Origin of the sequence: Legionella steelei, assembly GCF_001468005.1 — a bacterium.
GTDB lineage: Bacteria > Pseudomonadota > Gammaproteobacteria > Legionellales > Legionellaceae > Legionella > Legionella steelei.
Genome location: NZ_LNYY01000019.1, coordinates 839,688 through 861,381, shown reverse-complemented (window position 1 = coordinate 861,381; position 21,694 = coordinate 839,688). Strand labels below are relative to the sequence as shown.

Genomic DNA, 21,694 nt, shown 5'->3' with positions numbered 1-21,694 from the left:
TAATATGCGCTTATATTAACCCGAATTGAGAATTCTCGTAAGTGAATTTAAATTTTTTTTCTTATTCGGAAATAAGCTGCTAGTATGGGTATCCTGTTTGGGCTTTAGCATTATGGACTTATGAAGCACATTGATTTCGATGCATTATGGAGTAGTTCGAAGCAGCCAATTTTTCTGGATGAAAAAGTTGCTAAATATTTATTTAAGCAAAATGAGAGTGTAAATTTTCTACCCACACTATTTGATAGCCCATTTCCAGTAAAACTGTCAAAATCAAAAGTAAGTATTTTTAAGAAGGAACCTAAATTTACTTTTAGTCACAGCTTGGTTCTTTCAGGTAAAAATCAATGGCATATCGTTGATAACACCCGCAAAGGTCGAGGTGGTTTTGCTACCGTTAATGAATCAAAATATAAAATCGTGGTAACGCATGACGCCAAAAAGAAGCATTATCAAGCAGAACTCATTCCTGTAAACGATGTGGTCAAGGTACAGATTCCATCTAAAGAAACCCCCTATTCCGTGCTATTGCAGAGAACAGGAAAAGAAGCGCTTAGGCAAAAAAAGCATGGGGTGAACGTTGTTGCTGTTGTTGGGGCCGGAGATAGAGTCATTACAATCCTTGAGGATTGTGGGATCAGTCTGGATAAGCTGTTGCCTTTTCAGCCCAGTCACAAATATTCGTTTCAGTTTCGCTTGGCAGTCGCTGCGCACATAGCCAGTGAAATGCTGTTATTACAACAAAAAGGTGTGGTACATCGCGATCTTAAGCCTGCAAACATATGTTATAAAAAGCTGGAAAATGGTCAATTTCTTATCATTTTCATTGATTTTGGCTTGGCCGAAGATGTTCATTCAAAAAATAATCTAATTTTTTCGGGAACACCTGCCTATATGTCTCCGGAAGTGATTCTTGGCAAAGGCAGTACTTATCAGTCTGATATGTATGCTTTGGCTGCAATATTGGGTGAAATTTTCGGGGCCACAAATGTTTTAAAATATAAAGAATTAGCGGCAACTTTACCCGACTTAGCCGCAGCGTCTTATTGTTTTGATGGCCTATTTACAGGTTATAATGTATCTGAAATCGACCCTTATCTTTTAGACGATATAAAAACTTTACTCAAGCATCTACAAAGTCAACAACCAAAAGAGCGCCCAACAATTGATGAACTGAATAAATTTCTAATTACCCTACCTACGAGAATGGATGTCTATAAAAATTTTAATGATAATTGGAAGGAAATGGTCCGCCTCTTTAAAGAGTTTGAAGCCTATCATCAACAAATGAATTTGTTACAATCAAAACATGATTTAGTTCCATTTAGAGCGAACCTATTGGATGAAAAGAGTCCACTGAGCCATGCATTTAATCAGACTATGCTCCATAAACGAGCAAAAATTTATAAAAAAATTGCCACATTCGCGTTACCCCAATCTCATTACGCCTTGGCAAAAAGATTAATCAAGGAAAATCGAAGGGCAGATTTTGAGGATCAAGATAATCCTTATCCCAACGTGGAAAAAGTAATTCGCAAGTTGCAAAAGGAAAATTTGAAATTTAAAGAAGCAATGACTAGTTTTCAGGATTGTGTTAAAGGCCTTATGGACAACAAACAGTTAGCTAAGAAATTTACAAATACAAACAGCACCGGGATGAGGAAGATTGCCAGTATTTTATGTTCTAATTTATCACCTTTACAACAAATTGAACAATTACACAAAATTGGTCAAGTTAAGATTGCTCCCGGATTATTTTACTTTTTTAGCCATTCCAAAGTTGTGGGTAAAGGCCGACATCAAAATATAGAGGAACTTTATAAAAAACTGGCGCAAATTGATCCGCAAAAAGATCAAAAAGAGTATTTTGCAAAAAAACAATTGGATGAAATCGCACAATTTATTCAGGGTACGAATTCTTTTACGCATTAATTTAAATATAGTTCGTAGCCTGGGTACAGGGCAATATATTATCGGGCCAAGGCCCGACCTTATTCTAAAACCGAGAGATAATCACCAAGATCCATACCACAAGTGCATTAACAATGGTGATGAACACTGCCGCAGAACCTAGATCTTTTGCTTTTTTAGTTAATGGGTTCCAGGCGCGGTCAATGCGGTTTAGCGTGGTTTCTACAGCGGAATTTAATAATTCAGCGACCATTACGATGAGTAATGTGCTAATTAATAAAGCGCGTTCAACGGATGTTTTCCCGATAAAAAACGCAGCAGGTAAGGCAACAATGCTGACTAACAATTCAAGACGGAATGCAAACTCGTCTTGAAAGGCGGCTTTTAACCCTGCAAAAGAATAAAGACTGGCTTCTTTTATTTTTAAAATGGCTTTAACTATGAACTGAAACATGCAATTAATCCTACCACGTCATTTAAAACCTTTTTAGTTTGTCTGAGATTGCTGTACTTTTCAAATAGATATTCCATAATAAATTGCGTCCAAGAGTATTATGTACTTCGAGGCCATTGCAAAAAATGTGACTAGGGGTTTGGCATTGGAAAGTTATTACACAAGTTTGGTCGATTTACTGGAAAAAAAAACAGAGGACAATCCAGATTTCCCGCTCTATACGTTCATAGACAGAAAAATAAAGGAAAACAACAGTCTGACTTATAGTGAATTGGCGGAACAAGCAAAAAAAATAGCAAGTATTCTGTATGAAGTAACACATCCTGGCGCTCGTGTATTAATTCTTTATCCTGCTGGCCTTGAATTTATTGCGGCCTTTTTTGGTTGTTTGTATGCAGGAACCATTGCGGTGCCTACTTATTCTCCCACAACCAAAGATTGGGCTGAAAAACTCCAACAGATTATTAAAAACTCAGGGGCCCATGTTGTTTTAACTACAAAAGAGTTAATGCAGCAAAGCAAAAAATTAAATGAGCAACTCTCGCATGATGACGCACTACACTTCATCACTACGGAAGATTGGCTTAATGCAACGAATACATGGCATTATCCTAAGCTGACTGAGAATCACCTCGCCTTGTTACAATATACGTCAGGCTCCACTGGAACACCTAAAGGAGTCATGATCAGTCATGGCAATTTGCTGCATAATTTATTCGTAATCGGAAAAGCAACTGATATCACTCCAGAGGATATTAGTGTGTCTTGGTTGCCTCATTTTCATGATATGGGACTTATTGGCGGGATATTACAACCTGTCTTCAGCACAATTCCCGCAAAACTCCTGTCACCATTGGCTTTTTTGCACCGCCCGTCAATTTGGCTGGAAACCATATCACACTATCACGCTACGGCAACGGTAGCCCCCAATTTTGCTTATGACTTATGTACGAGTCAAACCACTGAAGAAGAACTCAGTCGATTGGATTTAAGCAGTTTGCAATTCGTAATGAGTGGTGCTGAGCCTATTCGTAAAGCAACTATCGAGCGCTTTACTCAACGCTTTGCTCGTTGTGGATTTTCGCCTGAGATTTTTTATCCGTGTTATGGGCTTGCTGAATCAACATTGATGGTTACTGGAGGGTGTCGTAAGCATGGAGTCAGCAGCCAATGTGTAGATAAAAACATGCTCAATCAGGGCAAAGTACTTTTTTGTGATGAAACACATCCTGATGCCCGCAGTGTGATTAATTGTGGTCAGCCCATTGATAGTTGTCATCTTGCGATTGTTAATCCCGACACGCTACAGGAGTGTCCGGAGAAAGTGGTTGGTGAGATATGGGTTGCGGGCAAGAGTGTTGCCCAAGGTTATTGGCAATTACCTAAAGAAAGCAAGCATTCTTTTAATGCGCGCATTGGGAATAAAGAACATTCTTTTTTACGCACGGGAGATTTGGGTTATCTTGATCGGGGGGCACTTTATGTAACAGGGCGCCTAAAAGATTTAATTATTATTCGTGGATGTAATTATTACCCACATGATTTGGAAGATGCCATTCATACATGCCATCCTCATTTACGTGCGCATTGTTGTGTCATTTTCTCGATAGAAGAAAATGATTGTGACTTATTGGTGGTTGTCCACGAAATTAAAAAGAACGTTCAGGTACTGAATTTCGAAGAAATTATCAGAACCTTACGCAACAAGTTATTGCAAACACATGGAATTGATGCCGATGTTATAGCGCTTGTCGGCCGTAATTCGGTTCCCAAAACCACTAGTGGCAAAACACAACGCCTGTTATGTAAGAAAAAATATTTAGAGGGTGGTTTAGATATTATCTGTATCGATAAGAACTCTGGGGATGAAATAGGGGAGCAGGAGGCTGATACTGCAGATATTATCCAGTTGTTCAAACCGATCTTCAATTGCGATATTACCGCAGTAGCTAAAGAAAAAAAATTAAGTGAATTAGGCTTAAGCTCAGTGAAGCTAGGACAGTTACATGATGTTCTTGTAACCCACGTGGATAAAGACATATCCATTGAGTTTTTATTAGGGGATCCCAGCTTGAGCGACATGATGGATTTATTCGCTACAGGCACCACAAAGCAGGAGGAACTACATTCTGCAATCGATTTGCTTGCTGAGTTTAATCAATATAAGAATATAAGACCTCATATCACGTGTGAGCCTAAACCGATACCACAACACGTGTTACTCACTGGAGCCACAGGCTTTTTGGGCGCTTATTTACTGCATGAACTTCTAACCCATACCAATTGGCGCATTACCTGCCTTGTGCAGGCCAGTTCACTCACTGCAGGTATGAGCCGCGTGATTAAAAACATGGAGCATTATGGTTTATGGGATGTGGTTTTTCATGAGCGCGTTAAGGTCGTATTAGGTAATTTGGAAAAAAACAATTTAGGTCTTTTCCGACAAGATTGGGAATATTTGGCCGACACTATTGATCTTATTTTCCATGGTGCAGCAGTACTTAACTTTATCTATCCTTATCAAAAACTGATGGTCTGCAATGTGCTCGGCACACAACAACTCATTAAATTGGCCGGATATAAGCGTCTGAAAGCGCTGCATTATATTTCAACAGTGGGCTATTTTATGTCCGCTGATTTGGCAGATGAGGCAGTGATTCATGAACATAATGAGCTGGTACCTGAGGACGGAATTTATGGTGGCTATAATCAAACAAAGTGGTTGGCAGAACGACTGGTACTGCATGCACGCAGTTACAATATTCCAACGGTCGTGTACAGGCCCAGCTTGATTACAGGAGAAAGTCAAACGGGGCACTGGAACCATGATGATGTAGTATGTCGTATCCTCAAGGGCTGTATCGATTTGGGAGCTAGGCCCACACTGGATGTGGGGTTCAATTTTGTCCCTGTCGATTACGTTGCTAAGGCGATTACTCATCTTGCCAAGGAAAAACCCTATCAGGTGGACACTTATCATTTAATCAATCCCCAAGAGGTTAGTGTAGCGCAATTATTTGGCTATGTGCAGGCGAAAGGTTTTAAGATAAAAGAGGTTGCTTACCCTGATTGGGAAAAAATGATTCAACAAAATAGTCGCCATCTGGATCATTCATTTTCTCCATTACGCCCCTTTTTTACGGAAAAAGTAGGACAAAAAGATCGGTCATTATTTGAGTTATATCTTCATAATAATAAAGCGAAAATTGATTGTACTTATACTCAAACTCAGTTAGCTGCACATGGAATTTATTGTGAAAAAATAGATGATGTTTTATTCAATAGATACCTTAATTATTTGTTGCAGTGCGGGTACTTAACGCAAATAACAGAAGCAGAACATAGTGATGGATAAAGTAAGTGTAGGCTGTTAAGCTCAGCTTACGCTTGGGATAGCATCCTGGTGCATGGATTCTTTATGCTATAGTTCTACAGGGGGTTATAGATAAGGACAGCGTATGACTCGCATTGAGCAAATTACATCACTGCCGCATGATGGGATTGATGTTTGTGAATGGGTGCAAGAGCATGGTTTCGGTTTATATGAGACTATGGGCGCGCGTCCAAGCCAAGAAGATGCTGCCTTTGCCTCTTGGTATACGCCAGATCATTTTAATTTGCTTGCCCCTCCAGAAATTGGTCGTCGTTTGTGGACCAGTTATCACTTGGTTAATCGTTCAGGTCATCACTTTATACATGGAGGTACTACAGCATCAACTACGGTATATGATGGGCAAGGCACGTTAATTACCGCAACTTTAGCCGATTCAGTTTCTTTTGCGGTGGTTTATGATACGCAGGAGCAGTTGGTCGGGGTGTTGCGTTTAAATAGTATGATTCATAATCCTCGATTTGAGTTAGATCGTATACAAAGTGCTGGTGGTGTCGTCTTTTTTGATCGCATCAACGGTCAGTTGGCAGTATCGCGTGCAATCGGCGATTTTGACTTTAATGCCCAAGTCGTTTGTGCTGATGCGAGTATCGACATCAATCCTTTCGATAAAATTTATGCATATCTCGATATTGCTGCAGAACATGTAGCGAAAGTGCAAATTATTGTTACGTGTGATGGTTTTACCGAACCTTTAGCTTCGCAGACCCAGAAAGAACATGAACAATGGCTTCTTCATTGTTTCAATAAAATATCATTTGTCAGCACACAACAGGAACATCTATTAGCAAAAGCGCTCGCTAATGAGGCGCTGGCATCGGGTTCACAAGATAATATTTCAATTGCCGTACAAACACTTTCTCCATCTGCTCCCTTTTTGATAGGGATTTATGATGGCCATGGTGGGAAAGATGCGTCACGGTATACTGCAGAGCATATTGGCTCCATTTTTGATTCTCAGTGTTCCTTAACTCAAGAAGCCTACGCACAGCAATCCTTGAGCGCGGATAAAAATTTCACCACATATTATCGAGATAATAAGGATCAGCAGTGGTATGAGTCTTTAGTTGCTGCTGAAAAAAAGAAAAGAGAATCTTGATACGATTACTTTCATTGACGCTCACGTTCGCGTCATGAGTTTCATGTTATAATTATATTTTTATGATTCTATGGAAGAATATTGTGCAAGAGTTTTTATCGATAAGCGTGTTGATTCTGTTAGCGGCAATTTCTCCTGGTCCTGATTTTGCCCTAGTTACTAAAAATTCCTTACTTTATTCAAGACGAGTAGGAATCTATACGGCCCTTGGGGTTTCAGTAAGTCTTTTAATTCATGCAAGTTATTGTATTTTAGGGTTGGCGATTGTTATTTCGCAATCATTGCTTGCGTTTAGTATTATCAAATATTTGGGGGCGGCGTACTTGATTTATATTGGTATCAAAAGCTTATTGGCCAAACGGGAAATGATGAAACTGGATGCACATCATGCAACGCATTCGATTACTGGCTTGCAGGCTTTTAACCAAGGTTTGTTGTGTAATCTTTTAAATCCCAAAGCGATTATGTTTTTACTGGCTTTCTTCACTTTAGTTGTAAAACCAGGCCATTCTATTTTTACTGAGTTAGGTTATGGGGTAGAAATCGCGTTAATTCACATGATTTGGTTTTCCGGCCTTTCATATATGCTGACGCATCAGTATGTCAAAACCAACTTGAATCGTTTGCAGTATTATATTGTTAAAATTATGGGCGGATTACTCGTTGCTTTTGGCGTAAGAATAGCAAGCTTGAGTCATGCGGCTATGCTGCCTGTAGCATTAGCCGAGTAGTTTGATCACTGTTTCATGGTATGGGCTTCTATGCCCATACTTATCACTTCAGATACACATCCATCTTTGTGCACCTCAAGGCTTTTTTTCAGTTACATAATAATTTGTTAAGAAACTATTTGTATAATAAATGCGCTCTCAGGGAGGATTAAATACAGAGCTCTGAGGTTGCGATTTTTTGATCAGTCCCCAAAAAGTGATGATAAAAAATCTTTCTTTAGCCTGGAGTCCTTGTGAAAGGCGTGTTGCCGGATACAAGGCGGTTGCGGTCTAAACATCTCAAACAGTGGACATTTCGATGACTTGGAGGTCGCGAAATCGTTTACGACATATCGTTATTTATTGCAATTCAATTTAATTAGAGGTTATCCATGGGCTTACATCATCAAGCGACAATCAAAGAAAAGAGAACGCACGGAGAAAGCGAAGTCTATAGTTTAGAAGTGCAAGGTGTTAGTCCAAAAGATTGTGGAAATGGCCAATACGTGGTTGTTCATGGGGGTAACAAACCCATTTATTTAGCGATTGCATCTGCTAAAAGTGATTCGTACATTAAGATCAGTCAATTGATGAAAAAAGGAGCTAAAAATTGTCTTTCTGAAAGCCTAATCGATTCGCATCTTGATATTGATGCTCCCTGTGGTAATGAATTTAAACCCACAGGGCAAAAAGTATTATTGATTTGTGCAGGCTCTGCAGAATCGGTTATGAGAAACATGTATAAAAATTTAATATGCGAAGGAAAAGAGGTCGCGGTTATTTATTCTGCAAAACAGCTTGCAGATCTCCCATTTCCAAAGTTAGTTTTGAAGCTGAATCAGGATGAGCAACACTATATTACATTTACAGAAGAACGAGACCATCGGTTTAAATCAGGCCGTGTTTCAGAACATTTAAAAACAAAAGCAATTGAGCCTGAAACCTCCATCTTTGTTTGTGGTCCAGTAGGATTTGAAAATGATGTCGTGAATCTATTACTTGCTAAATCCCATCCGGCACAAAATATTCATATCAGTCATTGGGGTAAAATCATTCCTGTAGACTCATCTGGTCTTGAACAACGAGGTTTTAAACGCCCACAGCAAGAACAAATTGTAGTAGAAGAACAAAACGCCTTGGCAACAGCATTACATCTATAGAATGCTTCCCACCCAATTACTATGTCCTGTGGCTTGTCCACGGAACGTAGTAATTAAAGAACTATACCGAAGTGAATGCGCATACTAAAAAAGATTGGCCTGTTCATTGCCTTGCAGGGGAGCAGGTTTTTGCTCTGAATGACCCGAACGCAAAATAGCGATGAGGGTGAAGCAAGAACATGCCAAGATGTATAGTGCCGGCGCTTCAGGTGCTCCCAAGATATGGATGAGTTGCGTAAAGGCAAGTGGGGCAATACCCCCAAATAATGCGATGCCAAGGCTGTAACTGAATCCAACCCCTGAGTAACGTAAATGTGCGGGGAATGATTCACTAATAAGGACTACGTAGCTGCCATTGATCATGGCTCCAAACAAAGCAAAACATAATGTGAAAACCCAAACAAAGGATTCACCCAAATGATTGAGTCCATAAAAAAGTGGATAACAGGATAAAATCAAAAGTAAGGCCCCAGCCATCAGTAATTTTTTACGATTGTAGTGATCAGATAAGCTACCAAAGACGACAGTGAGTATCGCAAAACTTAAAAAGCTTACTAAATTAATCAAATAGGTATGTGTGATTGTGAGTTTGACTATAGAGGTAAGATACGCGGGTAAATACAAAAACAGTGAGATAATACTAGAAGAGACCGCGGTGAATAAAAATGCACGCAATAATTTTTCCCAAGATAAAGTCCACAGTCCCCGAAATGGTTGATGATGTAGTTTTTTTTCTTTTGCCATAGTAAGAAAAACAGGGGTTTCAATCGATTGTCTACGAATAATATAGCTAATAATTCCTAAACCAAATCCAATCACAAACGGAATGCGCCAGCCCCACGACATCATTTGCTCTTGGTTTAATACGGAGGTAAGAATAAATCCTACTAAGGCGCCCAGACTATTGCCAAGGGTGATGCACATGAATACCAGGCCGATAGCAAATCCATGTTTTTTTTGAGGAATGTGCTCTATCGTAAACACTGCAGCTCCCGGAATTTCACCGCCCACAGAGAAGCCTTGAAGCAGACGTAAAACAATGAGGATGATGGGGGCGGCAATGCCAATGGATTGATAATTAGGCAAACACCCCATAAGCAGGGTTGCTGTTGCCATCATAAAAACAGCTAACGAAAAAGCAGATTTTCGACCAAATTTATCACCTAAGTGCCCAAATACCACCCCACCTATAGGCCGAGCCAAATAACCCAGTGCAAAGACGGCAAAAGTATTTATTAATCCAATAAGCGCATTGTTGTTTGTGAAAAAATTCTGACTAATGTAGGAGGCAAAGAGCGCATAAATCGTAAAATCATAAAACTCTAAAGCACCGCCAAGCGCAGTAAGGGTCACAATTTTATATTGAGCTTTATTCATGATTATTCTTTATCTGAGCTGAGCCCCATAATAACATGTTTTGTATGAGACACACTTTTTACAAGAAAGAAGGGTGTTGTCATCCCAGGATGTGTTAGGTAATTCGTTGACAAAGCTCAATAGCTGTAGGCTGGGCTGTTAAGCCCAGCATCTACTGAGTTAATTCGTATTCTCCAAAGTTCCATTATGAAACCTCACGGGAACCCCAATGAACAAGTGCTTATCCATTGGTCTTAAGAAAGAATTATTATTGGCATTGTTACATGCTGGACTTAACAGCCCAGCCTACAAGTACCTTTTTTGTCAACGATTACCTAACACCTCATATGTCCCTGAATTTATTGATGCTGTATTTTTAAGTCTTCGTGCTTAGCAACTGTTTTATCACGATGCTCTGTAATCGACTGAAATATGCTTAATCGTCGTGATTTAGCCAGAGACGGTTGGGGGACAATCGGCGGTTGCTTTTCAACAAATGTTTTTGCATCTTGGACGAGTTGTTTAAAACCTTCGTTACAGTCTTCATTATCTAATTCTGTCGCGTAAATTTTAAAGAAAAATTGAGCTGTTTTTTCGGTGCCATATTTATTGAAAATGAGCCTTAAATGAGCGAAGTTAATATCAACCTTGTGATTTAGACTGGCGATGGCATCCATTTCAATATCACGAAGAAGTCTAAGCAATGGTGTTTTGGCTCGCTCTTTCGCATCCTCAATTAAAAAGCGCGTCATTTGGCCTTGTTCTAATGCTGGAATAAAATCCTCATTCCAAATAGCATTATCGGTACTGGATTTACTGTAGAGTAGCATGAGTCCAAAAATATGTTTGCAGAATTCGCTTAAAGCGACTGAGCCAGGTGCGTTCTCCTCAAACTTTAAAAATGATTTCTCAATAAGACCTAGAACAAATTCTATTTCCGTTTGAGGTCCTGTTACCATGCCTGCATGGAAAAAAAGGTTATTTAAAAAAATTTTTCCATCCTCTCTGTTCTCTGTAGGAAGGACCTGTAATAATTTACTCATTATTTCCACATACCACATAATTGATCACCATCATTTTAATTAATACATGGCGAACTATATGAAAACCGGATTAAGTGATTATTAGTTGAACATAGTAAAATTGCGATGGATAGTCCTTTAACTCCCAATAGACAACCAAATCGAATTGACACTTTTTGCAATATCTAGGGTTGAAAATTAAACCGCTGCAATTTTTTTGAACTAATATTGATACTAGGCGAGTACTGATTAGCGGTGCTTATCATGGAAGTTATGGATAATTTAGACAGAAAAACGCGAATGCCATTGGTTTTTATCGGCCATGGTTGCCCTATGCATGCCGTGCAAACCAATAAATTTACATTGAGTTTACATGCAGTAGGTAACAAAATACCGCAACCCAAGGCAATCGTCTGCATTTCAGCACACTGGCTAACTACAGGTACAGGTACGTGGGTCACTCATATGTCTCATCCCAAAACGATTCACGATTTTTATGGATTTCCCAAAAAGCTTGTTGATATTTCATACCCAGCTCCTGGTTCTCCTGAAACGGCGGAATTGATTCAAAGGATTGTCAGCAAAACCCCAATTTATTTTGATGATACGCAATGGGGATTGGATCACGGAACTTGGTCTGTGCTGCGGCATATGTATCCGCGTGCGAATATTCCTATTATTCAACTGAGTATCGACTTAAAACAACCCGAAGAGTTTCATTATCAAATTGGCCAGCAATTACAATTGCTACGAGAACAAGACATTCTTATTATCAGTAGTGGCAATTTAGTACATAACCTTTCTAAAATTAGTTGGGAATGTAAATCAAAACCCTATGATTGGGCAGTTGAGTTTGACGAATGGATCAAAGAAAAGCTCATATCCAGGGATTTTGTCGCGTTGCGTACTCATTATCGTGATACAATTGCAGGACAACTGAGTGTGCCAACAACGGATCATTATTATCCTTTGTTCTATATCTTAGGCGCAACACACAATGACGATGAACTGGTGTTTATTTATGAAGGAATTGAGAACAGTTCTATATCAATGCGTACGTTTTATTTTGGGGATAAATTTAAATAAAAAAACACTTAACTTTCTGATCTAATTAACAAATAATAAATAAGTTCTGTTCACGATTTGCTATCCTATGCCATCCTTCGCGACGTTCGGGATGACGAATAAACAGAATTTAAACTGAGTTAAAAGGAATTATAAAATGCAATCTCAAATGGACACACCTCATATTCAATTAGCAATCATGTCACGCTGGTATGTGGTTTCACGAGCGTTACAAGCTGTAGCCAAATTAGGTATTGCAAATCATCTTGCCTCTGGACCTAAACGAATTGATGAGTTGGCCAAACTCACCGAAAGCAAGCCCGAATTATTGGATAGAGTATTAAAATTTCTAACGAGTTATAATCTATTTAATTTCGATAATGGTTTTTACTCGTTGACTGAATTATCCAATCCGCTTCGGGATGATGATCCTCATTCCATGCGTGATGTGTTATGTATGGTTGATGATATTTGGTGGCAAGCCTTTTCGCAATTAGATACCAGTCTTAAGACTGGAACGCCTGCGTTTGAAATACAACATGGCGATGATTTTTTTAGTTTTCTTAGCGAACACCCAGAGAAACAACAAAATTTTGATAGAGGGATGGCAAAGCTATCTTCTTATGATGAAAAGGCAATCAGTAGTGCATTCAATTTCTCTACTTTTTCCAGCATAGTCGATATGGGTGGTGGACGCGGTGGACTTTTAAAAGCCATCACTGCCCAACATCCTGAGTTAACCGCAATTCTTTTTGACACCCCGGCAGTGATTGGCCAATTGGATCCCCATGCTTTTTCCAACAAAGTTAGCCTACAAGAGGGGGATTTTTTTGCGACAATACCGCAAGTAGATGCCTATATATTTAAAGGCGTTTTGCATGATTTTAATGATGAAATGATGCATAAAATATTAAAGAATTGCGCACAACAAATGCCTCAACATGCTACTTTGTTTATTGTGGAACAAGTCATGCCCGATGACAATAAACCTCATCCCAATAAAACGATGGATCTGGTGATGATGGTTTTATTAGGTGGCAGACAACGGACCTTATCTGAATGGCAAAAATCAATTGAGCCCACAGGATTTACCTTTAAAAACAGTTATCCAACAAATAGCTTATTTACTTTGATGGAGTTTAAACCTAAGACGTCAATGTAGTCTGGGTGCAGTGCAACGGAGTCCGGGTTTGCGAACATGAATGAATCTTGCGATCCCGGGTTACGGCTTTGCCTTCACCCAGGCTACAAAGCATCCGATTCATTATTCAGGATGTAGCACCGAACAAAAAATATGTTGTGGATCATACTGTTCTTTTAATTGCATCCACGCATCATACCGTTCCTCGAAATGATTTTGCCAAAATGTTTTATCCGGGGTATCACCTAAGTATCCAGACAGATAACGTTTGCCACCTTGGGAGAGCAAGAGTGCATCCAAGCGTTTAATAGTTTCCAAACAACTTGGAATTAATGCTGTTGGCAAACCTGGATTCAGGATCATCAGTGCAAAAATCTCTTTGTCTTTGGGGAGTTGGAAAAATCCATTAGGGCCAAGCGGAGCAACGCGTGCAATATGGACTACGGTAGCATAGTGTAATGGTAAAGTTGCTAATAACTCTTCCAGATTTTCCAATTGTGCAGCGGATATAAAACACTCATACCATGGGTGTTGCAGCTCCCATTGGCCCGTCATTTTCATTGCATTAAAGCGTGAATCATGACGATGTAAATAAGACTGAATAGATTCATCCTGGATATGTAGGAGTTGCCAAGGCTTTAATCCCCAGTGAGTAAAATCAGGAAGCTCGCTATCATATTCTACAGAGACATGCAGTGCATAAAACCACTGCGCAAAAGGTAAACGGCCTTTTTCTGATAGTTTTGCCCCTTGTATTGCGGGTGTGCAAAAGGATTCCACATAATCAGCGTTTGTTTGACACAAAAGCAAGTCATCAAGCCATTGTTGCTTATCTAAATAAAGTAAAAAGAAGGTTCTAACATTTTTTAAACAAGGTCTTAATGCAATGCACGCTTTAGTGATAAGGCCAAAACGTCCTTGGCCCCCCAAACACGCTTGCGTGAGCGGCGATTTGTTTTCTGTTTGTAGTATTTCTCCATTGGCTTGCATCACGTCTAAGGCTTTTACATGTGCAACAACGCTGCCATATTTGAATGATGCAGCACCTATCCCCCCAGCAGAAAGCACCCCACCAACGGATAAATTACAATTATGAGGGAGCACATAAGGAACCATGGACTGTTTTAACGAGTGCTCTAATAAAGAAGACCAGGTGGTATTGGCTTCGACCCAGATCGAATCGGCATCAGCTTCTGAGGCCTTGTTAAAGTGTTTCATACTTAAGATTAGTCCACCAGGAACTGCAAGCGCTTGTCCGCTTTGGCTCAAGCCATTGCCACGAACAGTAATCGGCAATTGATGCTCATGGGCATAGCGTATCAATGCTTGGGCTTCTACAATGGTTTTAGGTTCGAAGACTGCAACAGGATTAGAGTGTATTAGTTTGCCAAAATCTTCTTGAAATAAAAAAAGCGAGTGCTCATCGCTGAGCACCGCTTGTCCAAACGCTTTTTTACACTGCTTTATGTGAAATGAGCTCCACTGGTTCTTTATTTGCGGCATCTTGATGATTCCTTTGTTTTGCCAATTCGAGTCTTCGATTACAAGCAATAATCAATCCATCAAACATCTTGTTAAACGCATCATAGCAGCGGTCTATCATTTTTAATGCTTCGCGTCGAGTTTGGATTGGTATTGTTCTTGCAAACAAAGAGCGTTCCATTTCTTCTTCAAACAAGGCATGAGCCATTTCTACTTCCAAGTGTGATGAAGAGAAATATTTGAGGTTTTTATCTTCGCCTGTTTGTTTTACTTGTTTGGAAACTTTTTCAAAGAAAACATGTCCTGATGATTCAATTGTTAAAAGGAGAACAATATTGAGAATTTCATCATTTGATTTATACACCTCAGCTAAAATAGCATAGGCGGCATCACGAGTTAATTGAGTTTCTTTGCTATAAAGCCAACTTACATCATTTGTATCGTTTGTTGGATCAATATTCACTGCTTCCATATATTTTTTATCATGCAGGAACCATTTTTCATGGCCAGCGTCTTCGAGTCTGTGATGACGAGCAACTTTTCTTAAATAAGGGTCGTTTACTCGTTCTTCGTTTATTCTTAATATATCTTGAAAGGTCATAGCCCAAAAGGTCAGTTCAGGAACAAAGTAGCTCAATTCTTGTAAACTGTTTAATTGTTCAAGTATTTCAAAAAAAGGATGATTCATGAATTCTTGTTGTTTGGAATCAATATAATCTTGTATGATTTTCATAGCCATCTCCATGAGAATAATTTGTTGGACAGATTTAACAATGCATGCCGCATACCAACTTTTTTTCTCTTTTTTGTGCAAATAACCTGAAAAATGAGTATTTAGACTTTCTTTTTCAGCAATAAAGTGCATGTCCGTCAATAAAAATGAATAAAAAAATCACCTGTTAGTCAAATTTTTGACAAAGCAATCCCTTGAATTTTTTAGCTTACTTTAAAATCCAGCTTAATTATGCCAATTTTTTGTCATACTGTTTAAGTTCTTTCTCTACTTTATTCCAATCAATCTCGTCAATTCGCTCCACTTTGTCGCATATTTTGTTTAAAAATTTTGCCTGTAACTCCCCATGCGCTTGTGCTTCAGCATATGGGGTATTGGTAAACATTACCAAAACGTGTTTTGAAACATAATCCTCTGGATATCGATGCATTAATTCATGTTCCAGTTGTTTCTTTAAGTTAAATTGTTTGTCTCTGATGTCGGTTTGAATTTCATGGAAGTTATCCATAGACATTTGTGCTACCGCATCAGTATTAACTTTCCTTGATTGATAAAATGCCGGCAATACTTGCATCCAGTCATCATGATATTGATTCAGCAGCTCATTCAAAATACGACAGTCTTCAAACGCACTATTCATTCCCTGACCAAAAAATGGAACTACGCCATGCGCCGCATCACCTATTAATAGGCATTGATCTTGGTAATACCAAGGATCACATTTTATAGTACTCATATTTCCGGTAGGATGTTGCGTAAATTCTGTAAGTAAGTTGGGCATTTGCGCATAAGCATCTGGGAAGGACTCTTTGAAAAAAGTATTGATTTGCAATTCATTTTCCAGTTCAGCAAAACTGTTTTTTCCTTCAGAGGGCAAGAATAAGGAACCTGTAATTGACTGGTTCAAATTGGGATTGCCTAATAATAAAAAGGCATCTCTAGGCCAAAGATGTAAATGCTCGTGAATGAGGCGATTTTGCGACGGCGCGCCAATGGAAAGCTCTTTATACCCATAAGGTAGAAACGTACGTGATGCATGCACCAAATGCTTTGCCTGTAATTGTTCCCGAACGCATGAACCCGCACCATCAGCACCAATTAATAGCTCATAGCTGTGTTTTAAGAAGCTGCTATTTTGTAGCTCAAAAGTGGCAATTTTTTTATCCACATCCAAATCAATAAGTTTCGTGTTGAAATTGAGTTTTACCTTAGGATATTGTTCTAATTCGTTAAGCAATAACATGTTGAGTTCATTGCGTTGAATTGCATTAATGTATTCATTATGATGTCGTCCGAACGATTGAAATTTAACAGCTCCTTCAAGCTCATGTATCGCACGTGCACGCATAGGCACCATGAGTTTTTTCACCTGCGGCATGATGCCCACACCCTCCATGCCAGTAATACCACGGCATGACAATGCTAGGTTAATTGAGCGCCCATCATCTGCAAGCAAGAGCCTTAGATCGGGTCGTGCATCAAATACTTCTAGTTTGTAATCTCTTTTTGCCAAATAGAGTGCGAGTAAGGTCCCTGCCAAACCCGAACCAATAATGGTTACTTCTTTCATTCCAATCTCCTTAGAACGATCGCAGCCATAGGTGAGGTTAGGGATAAAATCCAGATTGTATAAAACAACCGGATATACCCGCATGATATGGCTATTTAGGAAAATATCCCTTCTCCCTATAAGGGTGAAGAGGGCGGATGAGGGATTCGTTCACCTCTGCCTCTCTCCCACTTGTGTGGGCGTTGAGCTTTCCAATAGCGCAACCGGTACCTAAATCACCTTAGACACAATTGCTACGACTGTTTTTTTTATTTAAATCAATTAATTCAACATAAAAACTCTTAATATATCACAACATAATTTTTACCAGCAAAAATCATACCGGTTTGAGAAAGAGCCGGAAATTTAATTTAAACGGATGACAGAGGTACTGTGCACTGAAGTTAGGATAGTTTGAATCAAGCAAACATAAGCTAGACTGTTAAGTCGGCGCTTGCAGAATTAATTCTTGTTTTTAATAGTGATTTTAAAAACTCTTGTAATTCAAAAAGGTGAGGATACCTCAAAGAAAGAGACTTTAAATGTGAGCTATAATAAAATTACTTAATTCTTCAGGTTTTTGTGGCATTGCAAAATAATAGCCTTGGGCGTAATCACAACCATGTTGCACAATAAATTCACGTTGTAAATCTGTTTCTACTCCTTCAGCGAGCACTTCCAAATTTAAACTATGGCCCAAGTTGATGATTGCACGTGTAATGGCGGCATCATTTTCTCGATTGACTAGCTCACTAATAAATGAACGATCAATCTTTAATTTATCAACTGGAAATTGCTTGAGATACGATAGACTGGAATAGCCAGTACCAAAATCATCAATGACTAATTTGGTGCCCATGTCTTTTAACTCATACATGGTTTCAACCGCATGTTTTACATTATCAACAAGCAAACTTTCAGTAAGCTCCAATTCGAGGAACTTGGCGGGCAAGCCTGTTTCAAGAAGGATTTTTTCAATAACTTCAGATAAATGAACTTGACGGAATTGTCTGCCAGAAATATTGACTGCAACAGTTAACTGGTCATAGCCTTGAGCATGCCAGCGCACGAGTTGGCTGCATGCTTCTCGTAAAACCCACATACCAATATCAAGAATTAAGCCATTTTCTTCAGCCATGCTTATAAAATCATTGGGTGGGACATTGCCTAAAATATGGCTGTGCCAACGTAATAAAGCTTCAAATCCAATAATTTTATTCGTCGTTAAATTAATAAAGGGTTGGTACACCAGATGAAATTCATTTTTCCTGAGGGAATCACGTAGCGCATTATCAAGTTGCATGCGATTAATGATGCGCATGTTCATTTCTTTATCATAGGTGCGGAACGTATTACGACCACTGTCTTTGGCATGATACATCGACAAGTCGGCACTCTTCATTAAGGACTCATAATTATCGCCATCCTTAGGGAAATAGCTGATGCCTATGCTGCCAGTCACTTTTAAATTGTGCTGATCAATCTGAATGGGTTTGGAGATTGAGGTGAGAATTTCTTCTGCCTTTTGTTGGGCTTGCATTTCAGTTGCAACATCTTGTAGTAAAATCACAAATTCATCGCCGCCTAAGCGACAAACGGTATCAAAATCATCCGTAGCAATAAGCAAGCGGTTGGACACCGCCTGTAATAATCGGTCGCCAATGCTATGTCCCAAAGTGTCATTGGTCATTTTGAAGTGATCCAGATCAAGGAATAAAAAGCCTAACAGAGAACCTTTTTTCTTTGCTTGTAAAATGGCTTGATCCACACGGTCAATTAATAAAACTCGGTTAGGTAATTCAGTGAGTGAATCATGAGTTGCTTGTTGAATTAATTGTTGTTCCATCTCACGACGTTGACTGACATCGTTAAGAATACAGACATAATGCTTCACGTTATCAAATGAATCTCTAACTGGGGCGACACTCAACTCGACCCAAAACACTTCGCCGTTGCGTCGATAACTTTCTAATTCTACGGTTTCTTCACGTAATTCCTTAATCGCCAGATTAATGCGTTTCTGATTCACATGCTCCACTTGGCTGCCATGCAAAAAAGAAAGATTTTGTCCTAATATTTGTCGTTCGCTGAATCCAGTGATGCGCTCGAATGCTTTATTTACATAAATAATAGGTAGATTGGGCTTGGAAATATCAAGAATGACTACACCATGAGTACCTGCTTCAATCGCACGCTCGCGAATGCGCAGTTCGTCTTCCTCCATGAGTTTCTGGGTTATATCCCTAAAACTGTATACCCTGCCAACAATCTCGGAGCCTATGCGCTGTGGCTGCGTAAAGCGCTCAAAAATGCGTCCATCTTTAAAATGCAAAACAGGTAGCTCTCCCTGCCATTTGGGATTTTCGTAAAGATATTTCACATCAGCAATGACCGCTTCTGGGTTACTTAGCTGTTGTAAAATGTATTCAAAACCGATGCTTTCGGTCCCCGACTCCAACATATGAGAAGGGATTCGCCACATTTCTACGAACTTTTGATTCCAATCCACCACTTGTCCCTTGCCATTTACCATCATGATGCCATCAGCAGTGGATTCAAGTGTCGCGCGCAATAGAGATAAGGATTTTTCCAGTTCTATATTTTTTTCGAGAATATTATGGGGTTTAACATTAATATTTTCGGACAAAGGGGCTTTAATCGAGCGCTGAAATTCAGGTTGTGTGTGATACCATTTTTCAAGAAGGGTCGATAAATTAGATGTTGGCGTAATCATTCCTAATTCGTCACATACATTAGTAAGCGATGGTTCTCGGCCTTGTTTCTTAACCTTTTCCGCAGCTTTAGCCACTTTTTGGTAATCTATTTGGCGTCTGGTCATGATCCCTCACTATTCCCCTCAACTTCGTACAGATGTATCAATTTGCTGCTCTTAGTCAGTTCCTTTTAAAGTATATACTGTTAATGTATTTTTTGCTTAGCCCCTACTAAGAGGGTTTTTGAGATATAGGGATTTCCCGCTTCTGCGGGAAATGACATCAATTATTTTGGTGCAGGGGGAGCCGCTGGTGCGGGTATTGGTTGCGCGGCTTGTTTGCTTGCTAATTGTTGCACTTGTGAATTTACAGTTTGTATTTGCGTTTGTAGTTGGCTTTGTACCGTTTTTATCTGATTTTGCAGTTGCGTATTTACTGATTGTATTTGTTCTTGTAAATCAGTTTGTATTTTTTTAATTTGGTTCTGCATTTGTTGCGTTTGTTCTTGCTGTTGGGTTTGCAATTGTTTTAACTGACCTTGGATTTGTGTATTAAATTGCGAGACTTGATCATCAGCAAAAGCAAGATTAGAAAGAAAGAGAGTACAAAAAAGTGATTTTGCTAAAATATTCATTACCATTCCCTTAGTTGAAAAATAATCGGACGTATTACTTTAACCTAATAATCCATAAATTGACTAGGACCTGTTTGCATTTCACAAGTTTGGCCAATATCCAAACCTACACCTGCTAAATTGTAGCCTGGGTGCAGCGAGGCGGAACCCGGGGATCGGTGCCTGCACCCAGGCTACTTTTTGACTACCAGCAAGCGTAGCCTCTCTTGTAAATACGGCCGTATTTGCATTTTTCGTCATTACTTTTTAATAAATTATTATTTAAATCAACTGGTTACGAGAAAAATCAATCTTGTTTAGTTTTTGTCATAAGCCGAGCCTTATTGCTCTAGGATGTTGTTCTGAGCATAATTTGAACTAAGTGTAACTTCGCAAGGCTTAACTGTGCGTATTATGACTGAGGCACAACGTCTCACCCATCCTCAAGCCCAATTAATTCCTAAGTCGCTCATGAACGATTTCAGCGTCTTTAGGAATGAATTGTTGGATGGTTTCATTCCAGTGATGCAGACCCAGACGCCAGAGCAATTATTTGCTTGTTTACGTGATTTTGTTATGCCCCAAGGAATGAGAGAACGACAATGTTTATGGCTCGCTGTGGTGTACAGTCATCCCAATCTTAGTAAAGAACAATTGGTGGCACTTGCGAAGCAGATAGACTTATCGCCCAAGGCGTATCTTGAGGTGAGCATCATGCTTAACCGCCAGGATAATTTAGCGTATGTGATAGACCTGCCAGGTTATGCAGAAGTCATTGAGCAGCAGGTAAGAGCTTTCTTTGGTTTGGCGGCTGGTTATGGCTGTCTTGGCATGCTCACTTATTTGGCATCAAAAGCGTCGCCTGAGAAATTACACGAGATGATTACTGCTTATAATTTTGGAAATTTTAGATTGGCAGCAGAAAATGGTCATCTAGAAGTACTTCGTTATTTGGCATCAAAAGTGTCACTTGATAAAGTACAAGAAATGGTTGCTGCTTATGATTTTTTGGCTTTCAGATTGGTTGCAGCAAATGGGCATCTCGAAGTACTTCGCTATTTGTTAAGCGTCGTTTATTTCAAGCGGTACAAGGACATCCTTTATTGGTTTTTTAACCAAAGAACTGTTAACCCAAGAGGCCAATGGCTTTATCCGTGATTATTTTAAAGCAGCGATTCAGGAGCACAATCGTCAGCCGATTAAAATCGTATGGGATAAGTTCATTGCTGGGGATGCATTAACCGCTGCGGATTGGGCAACATTAAAACAGCTGGATGTGCCCAAGGCCAAGCAG

At 39.4% G+C, this 21,694-nt stretch carries 16 protein-coding genes; 8 read left to right on the top strand and 8 right to left on the bottom strand.

Annotated elements, in window-relative coordinates; all coding sequences use genetic code 11:
* Positions 1 to 120: 120 nt before the first annotated feature.
* Positions 121 to 1,932, top strand: a complete 1,812-nt coding sequence (locus tag Lste_RS07955) for a protein kinase domain-containing protein (RefSeq protein WP_058510505.1) — start codon at positions 121 to 123, stop codon at positions 1,930 to 1,932.
* 64 nt (positions 1,933 to 1,996) lie between these two features.
* On the opposite strand, the gene Lste_RS07950 is transcribed toward Lste_RS07955, so the two are convergent.
* Entirely contained in the window at positions 1,997 to 2,365 is a 369-nt protein-coding gene (locus tag Lste_RS07950) for a diacylglycerol kinase (protein WP_058510504.1), read from the bottom strand.
* A gap of 100 nt (positions 2,366 to 2,465) precedes the next feature.
* On the opposite strand from Lste_RS07950, the gene Lste_RS07945 reads away from it, so the two are divergent.
* The 4 genes from Lste_RS07945 to Lste_RS07930 all read left to right on the top strand — a co-directional run bounded on the left by Lste_RS07945 (position 2,466) and on the right by Lste_RS07930 (position 8,725).
* Positions 2,466 to 5,720, top strand: a complete 3,255-nt coding sequence (locus tag Lste_RS07945) for a thioester reductase domain-containing protein (RefSeq protein WP_058510503.1) — start codon at positions 2,466 to 2,468, stop codon at positions 5,718 to 5,720.
* A 103-nt stretch (positions 5,721 to 5,823) separates the two neighbouring features.
* Positions 5,824 to 6,855: a PP2C family serine/threonine-protein phosphatase gene (locus Lste_RS07940; protein WP_058510502.1), complete on the top strand. Its 1,032-nt coding sequence runs from the start codon at positions 5,824 to 5,826 to the stop codon at positions 6,853 to 6,855.
* An 83-nt stretch (positions 6,856 to 6,938) separates the two neighbouring features.
* On the top strand, positions 6,939 to 7,586 hold the full coding sequence (locus Lste_RS07935) for a LysE family transporter (RefSeq protein ID WP_058510501.1): 648 nt from the start codon (positions 6,939 to 6,941) through the stop codon (positions 7,584 to 7,586).
* 371 nt (positions 7,587 to 7,957) lie between these two features.
* Complete coding sequence (locus Lste_RS07930) at positions 7,958 to 8,725, top strand: ferredoxin reductase domain-containing protein (RefSeq protein ID WP_058510500.1); 768 nt, start codon at positions 7,958 to 7,960, stop codon at positions 8,723 to 8,725.
* Positions 8,726 to 8,809: 84 nt separating this feature from the next.
* On the opposite strand, the gene Lste_RS07925 is transcribed toward Lste_RS07930, so the two are convergent.
* Both Lste_RS07925 and Lste_RS07920 read right to left on the bottom strand, forming a co-directional pair.
* A complete protein-coding gene (locus Lste_RS07925; RefSeq protein WP_058510499.1) occupies positions 8,810 to 10,102 on the bottom strand; it encodes an MFS transporter in 1,293 nt (430 codons plus the stop codon).
* Positions 10,103 to 10,440: 338 nt separating this feature from the next.
* Positions 10,441 to 11,124 carry a hypothetical protein gene (locus Lste_RS07920; protein ID WP_157070717.1) on the bottom strand — a complete coding sequence of 228 codons (684 nt, stop codon included), beginning with the start codon at positions 11,122 to 11,124 and terminating at the stop codon, positions 10,441 to 10,443.
* A gap of 252 nt (positions 11,125 to 11,376) precedes the next feature.
* Here Lste_RS07920 and ygiD point away from each other — a divergent pair, with 252 nt between their 5' ends.
* Together ygiD and Lste_RS07910 are read left to right on the top strand one after the other, a co-directional pair.
* The gene (gene ygiD / locus Lste_RS07915; RefSeq protein ID WP_058511686.1) at positions 11,377 to 12,189 is read left to right on the top strand and encodes a 4,5-DOPA-extradiol-dioxygenase; all 813 of its coding nucleotides are present in this window, start codon (positions 11,377 to 11,379) and stop codon (positions 12,187 to 12,189) included.
* 136 nt (positions 12,190 to 12,325) lie between these two features.
* Positions 12,326 to 13,330, top strand: a complete 1,005-nt coding sequence (locus Lste_RS07910; RefSeq protein ID WP_058510497.1) for a methyltransferase — start codon at positions 12,326 to 12,328, stop codon at positions 13,328 to 13,330.
* Positions 13,331 to 13,432: 102 nt separating this feature from the next.
* Here the strand turns inward: Lste_RS07910 and Lste_RS07905 are convergent, their stop codons facing one another.
* The 5 genes from Lste_RS07905 to Lste_RS07885 all read right to left on the bottom strand — a co-directional run bounded on the left by Lste_RS07905 (position 13,433) and on the right by Lste_RS07885 (position 20,421).
* Entirely contained in the window at positions 13,433 to 14,812 is a 1,380-nt protein-coding gene (locus tag Lste_RS07905; RefSeq protein ID WP_058510496.1) for an FAD-binding oxidoreductase, read from the bottom strand.
* Complete coding sequence (locus Lste_RS07900; protein ID WP_058511685.1) at positions 14,763 to 15,524, bottom strand: hypothetical protein; 762 nt, start codon at positions 15,522 to 15,524, stop codon at positions 14,763 to 14,765. The genes Lste_RS07905 and Lste_RS07900 overlap by 50 nt, the downstream gene beginning before the upstream one ends.
* A gap of 229 nt (positions 15,525 to 15,753) precedes the next feature.
* Positions 15,754 to 17,094 carry an FAD-dependent oxidoreductase gene (locus tag Lste_RS07895; RefSeq protein WP_058510495.1) on the bottom strand — a complete coding sequence of 447 codons (1,341 nt, stop codon included), beginning with the start codon at positions 17,092 to 17,094 and terminating at the stop codon, positions 15,754 to 15,756.
* A 517-nt stretch (positions 17,095 to 17,611) separates the two neighbouring features.
* Positions 17,612 to 19,912 (bottom strand): bifunctional diguanylate cyclase/phosphodiesterase, encoded by a 2,301-nt coding sequence (locus Lste_RS07890; RefSeq protein WP_058510494.1) that lies wholly within the window; start codon positions 19,910 to 19,912, stop codon positions 17,612 to 17,614.
* Positions 19,913 to 20,073: 161 nt separating this feature from the next.
* Positions 20,074 to 20,421, bottom strand: coding sequence for a hypothetical protein (locus tag Lste_RS07885; RefSeq protein WP_058510493.1), 348 nt, complete (start codon positions 20,419 to 20,421; stop codon positions 20,074 to 20,076).
* A gap of 393 nt (positions 20,422 to 20,814) precedes the next feature.
* Here Lste_RS07885 and Lste_RS07880 point away from each other — a divergent pair, with 393 nt between their 5' ends.
* Complete coding sequence (locus tag Lste_RS07880) at positions 20,815 to 21,558, top strand: ankyrin repeat domain-containing protein (protein WP_337589289.1); 744 nt, start codon at positions 20,815 to 20,817, stop codon at positions 21,556 to 21,558.
* The last annotated feature ends 136 nt before the right edge of the window (positions 21,559 to 21,694 follow it).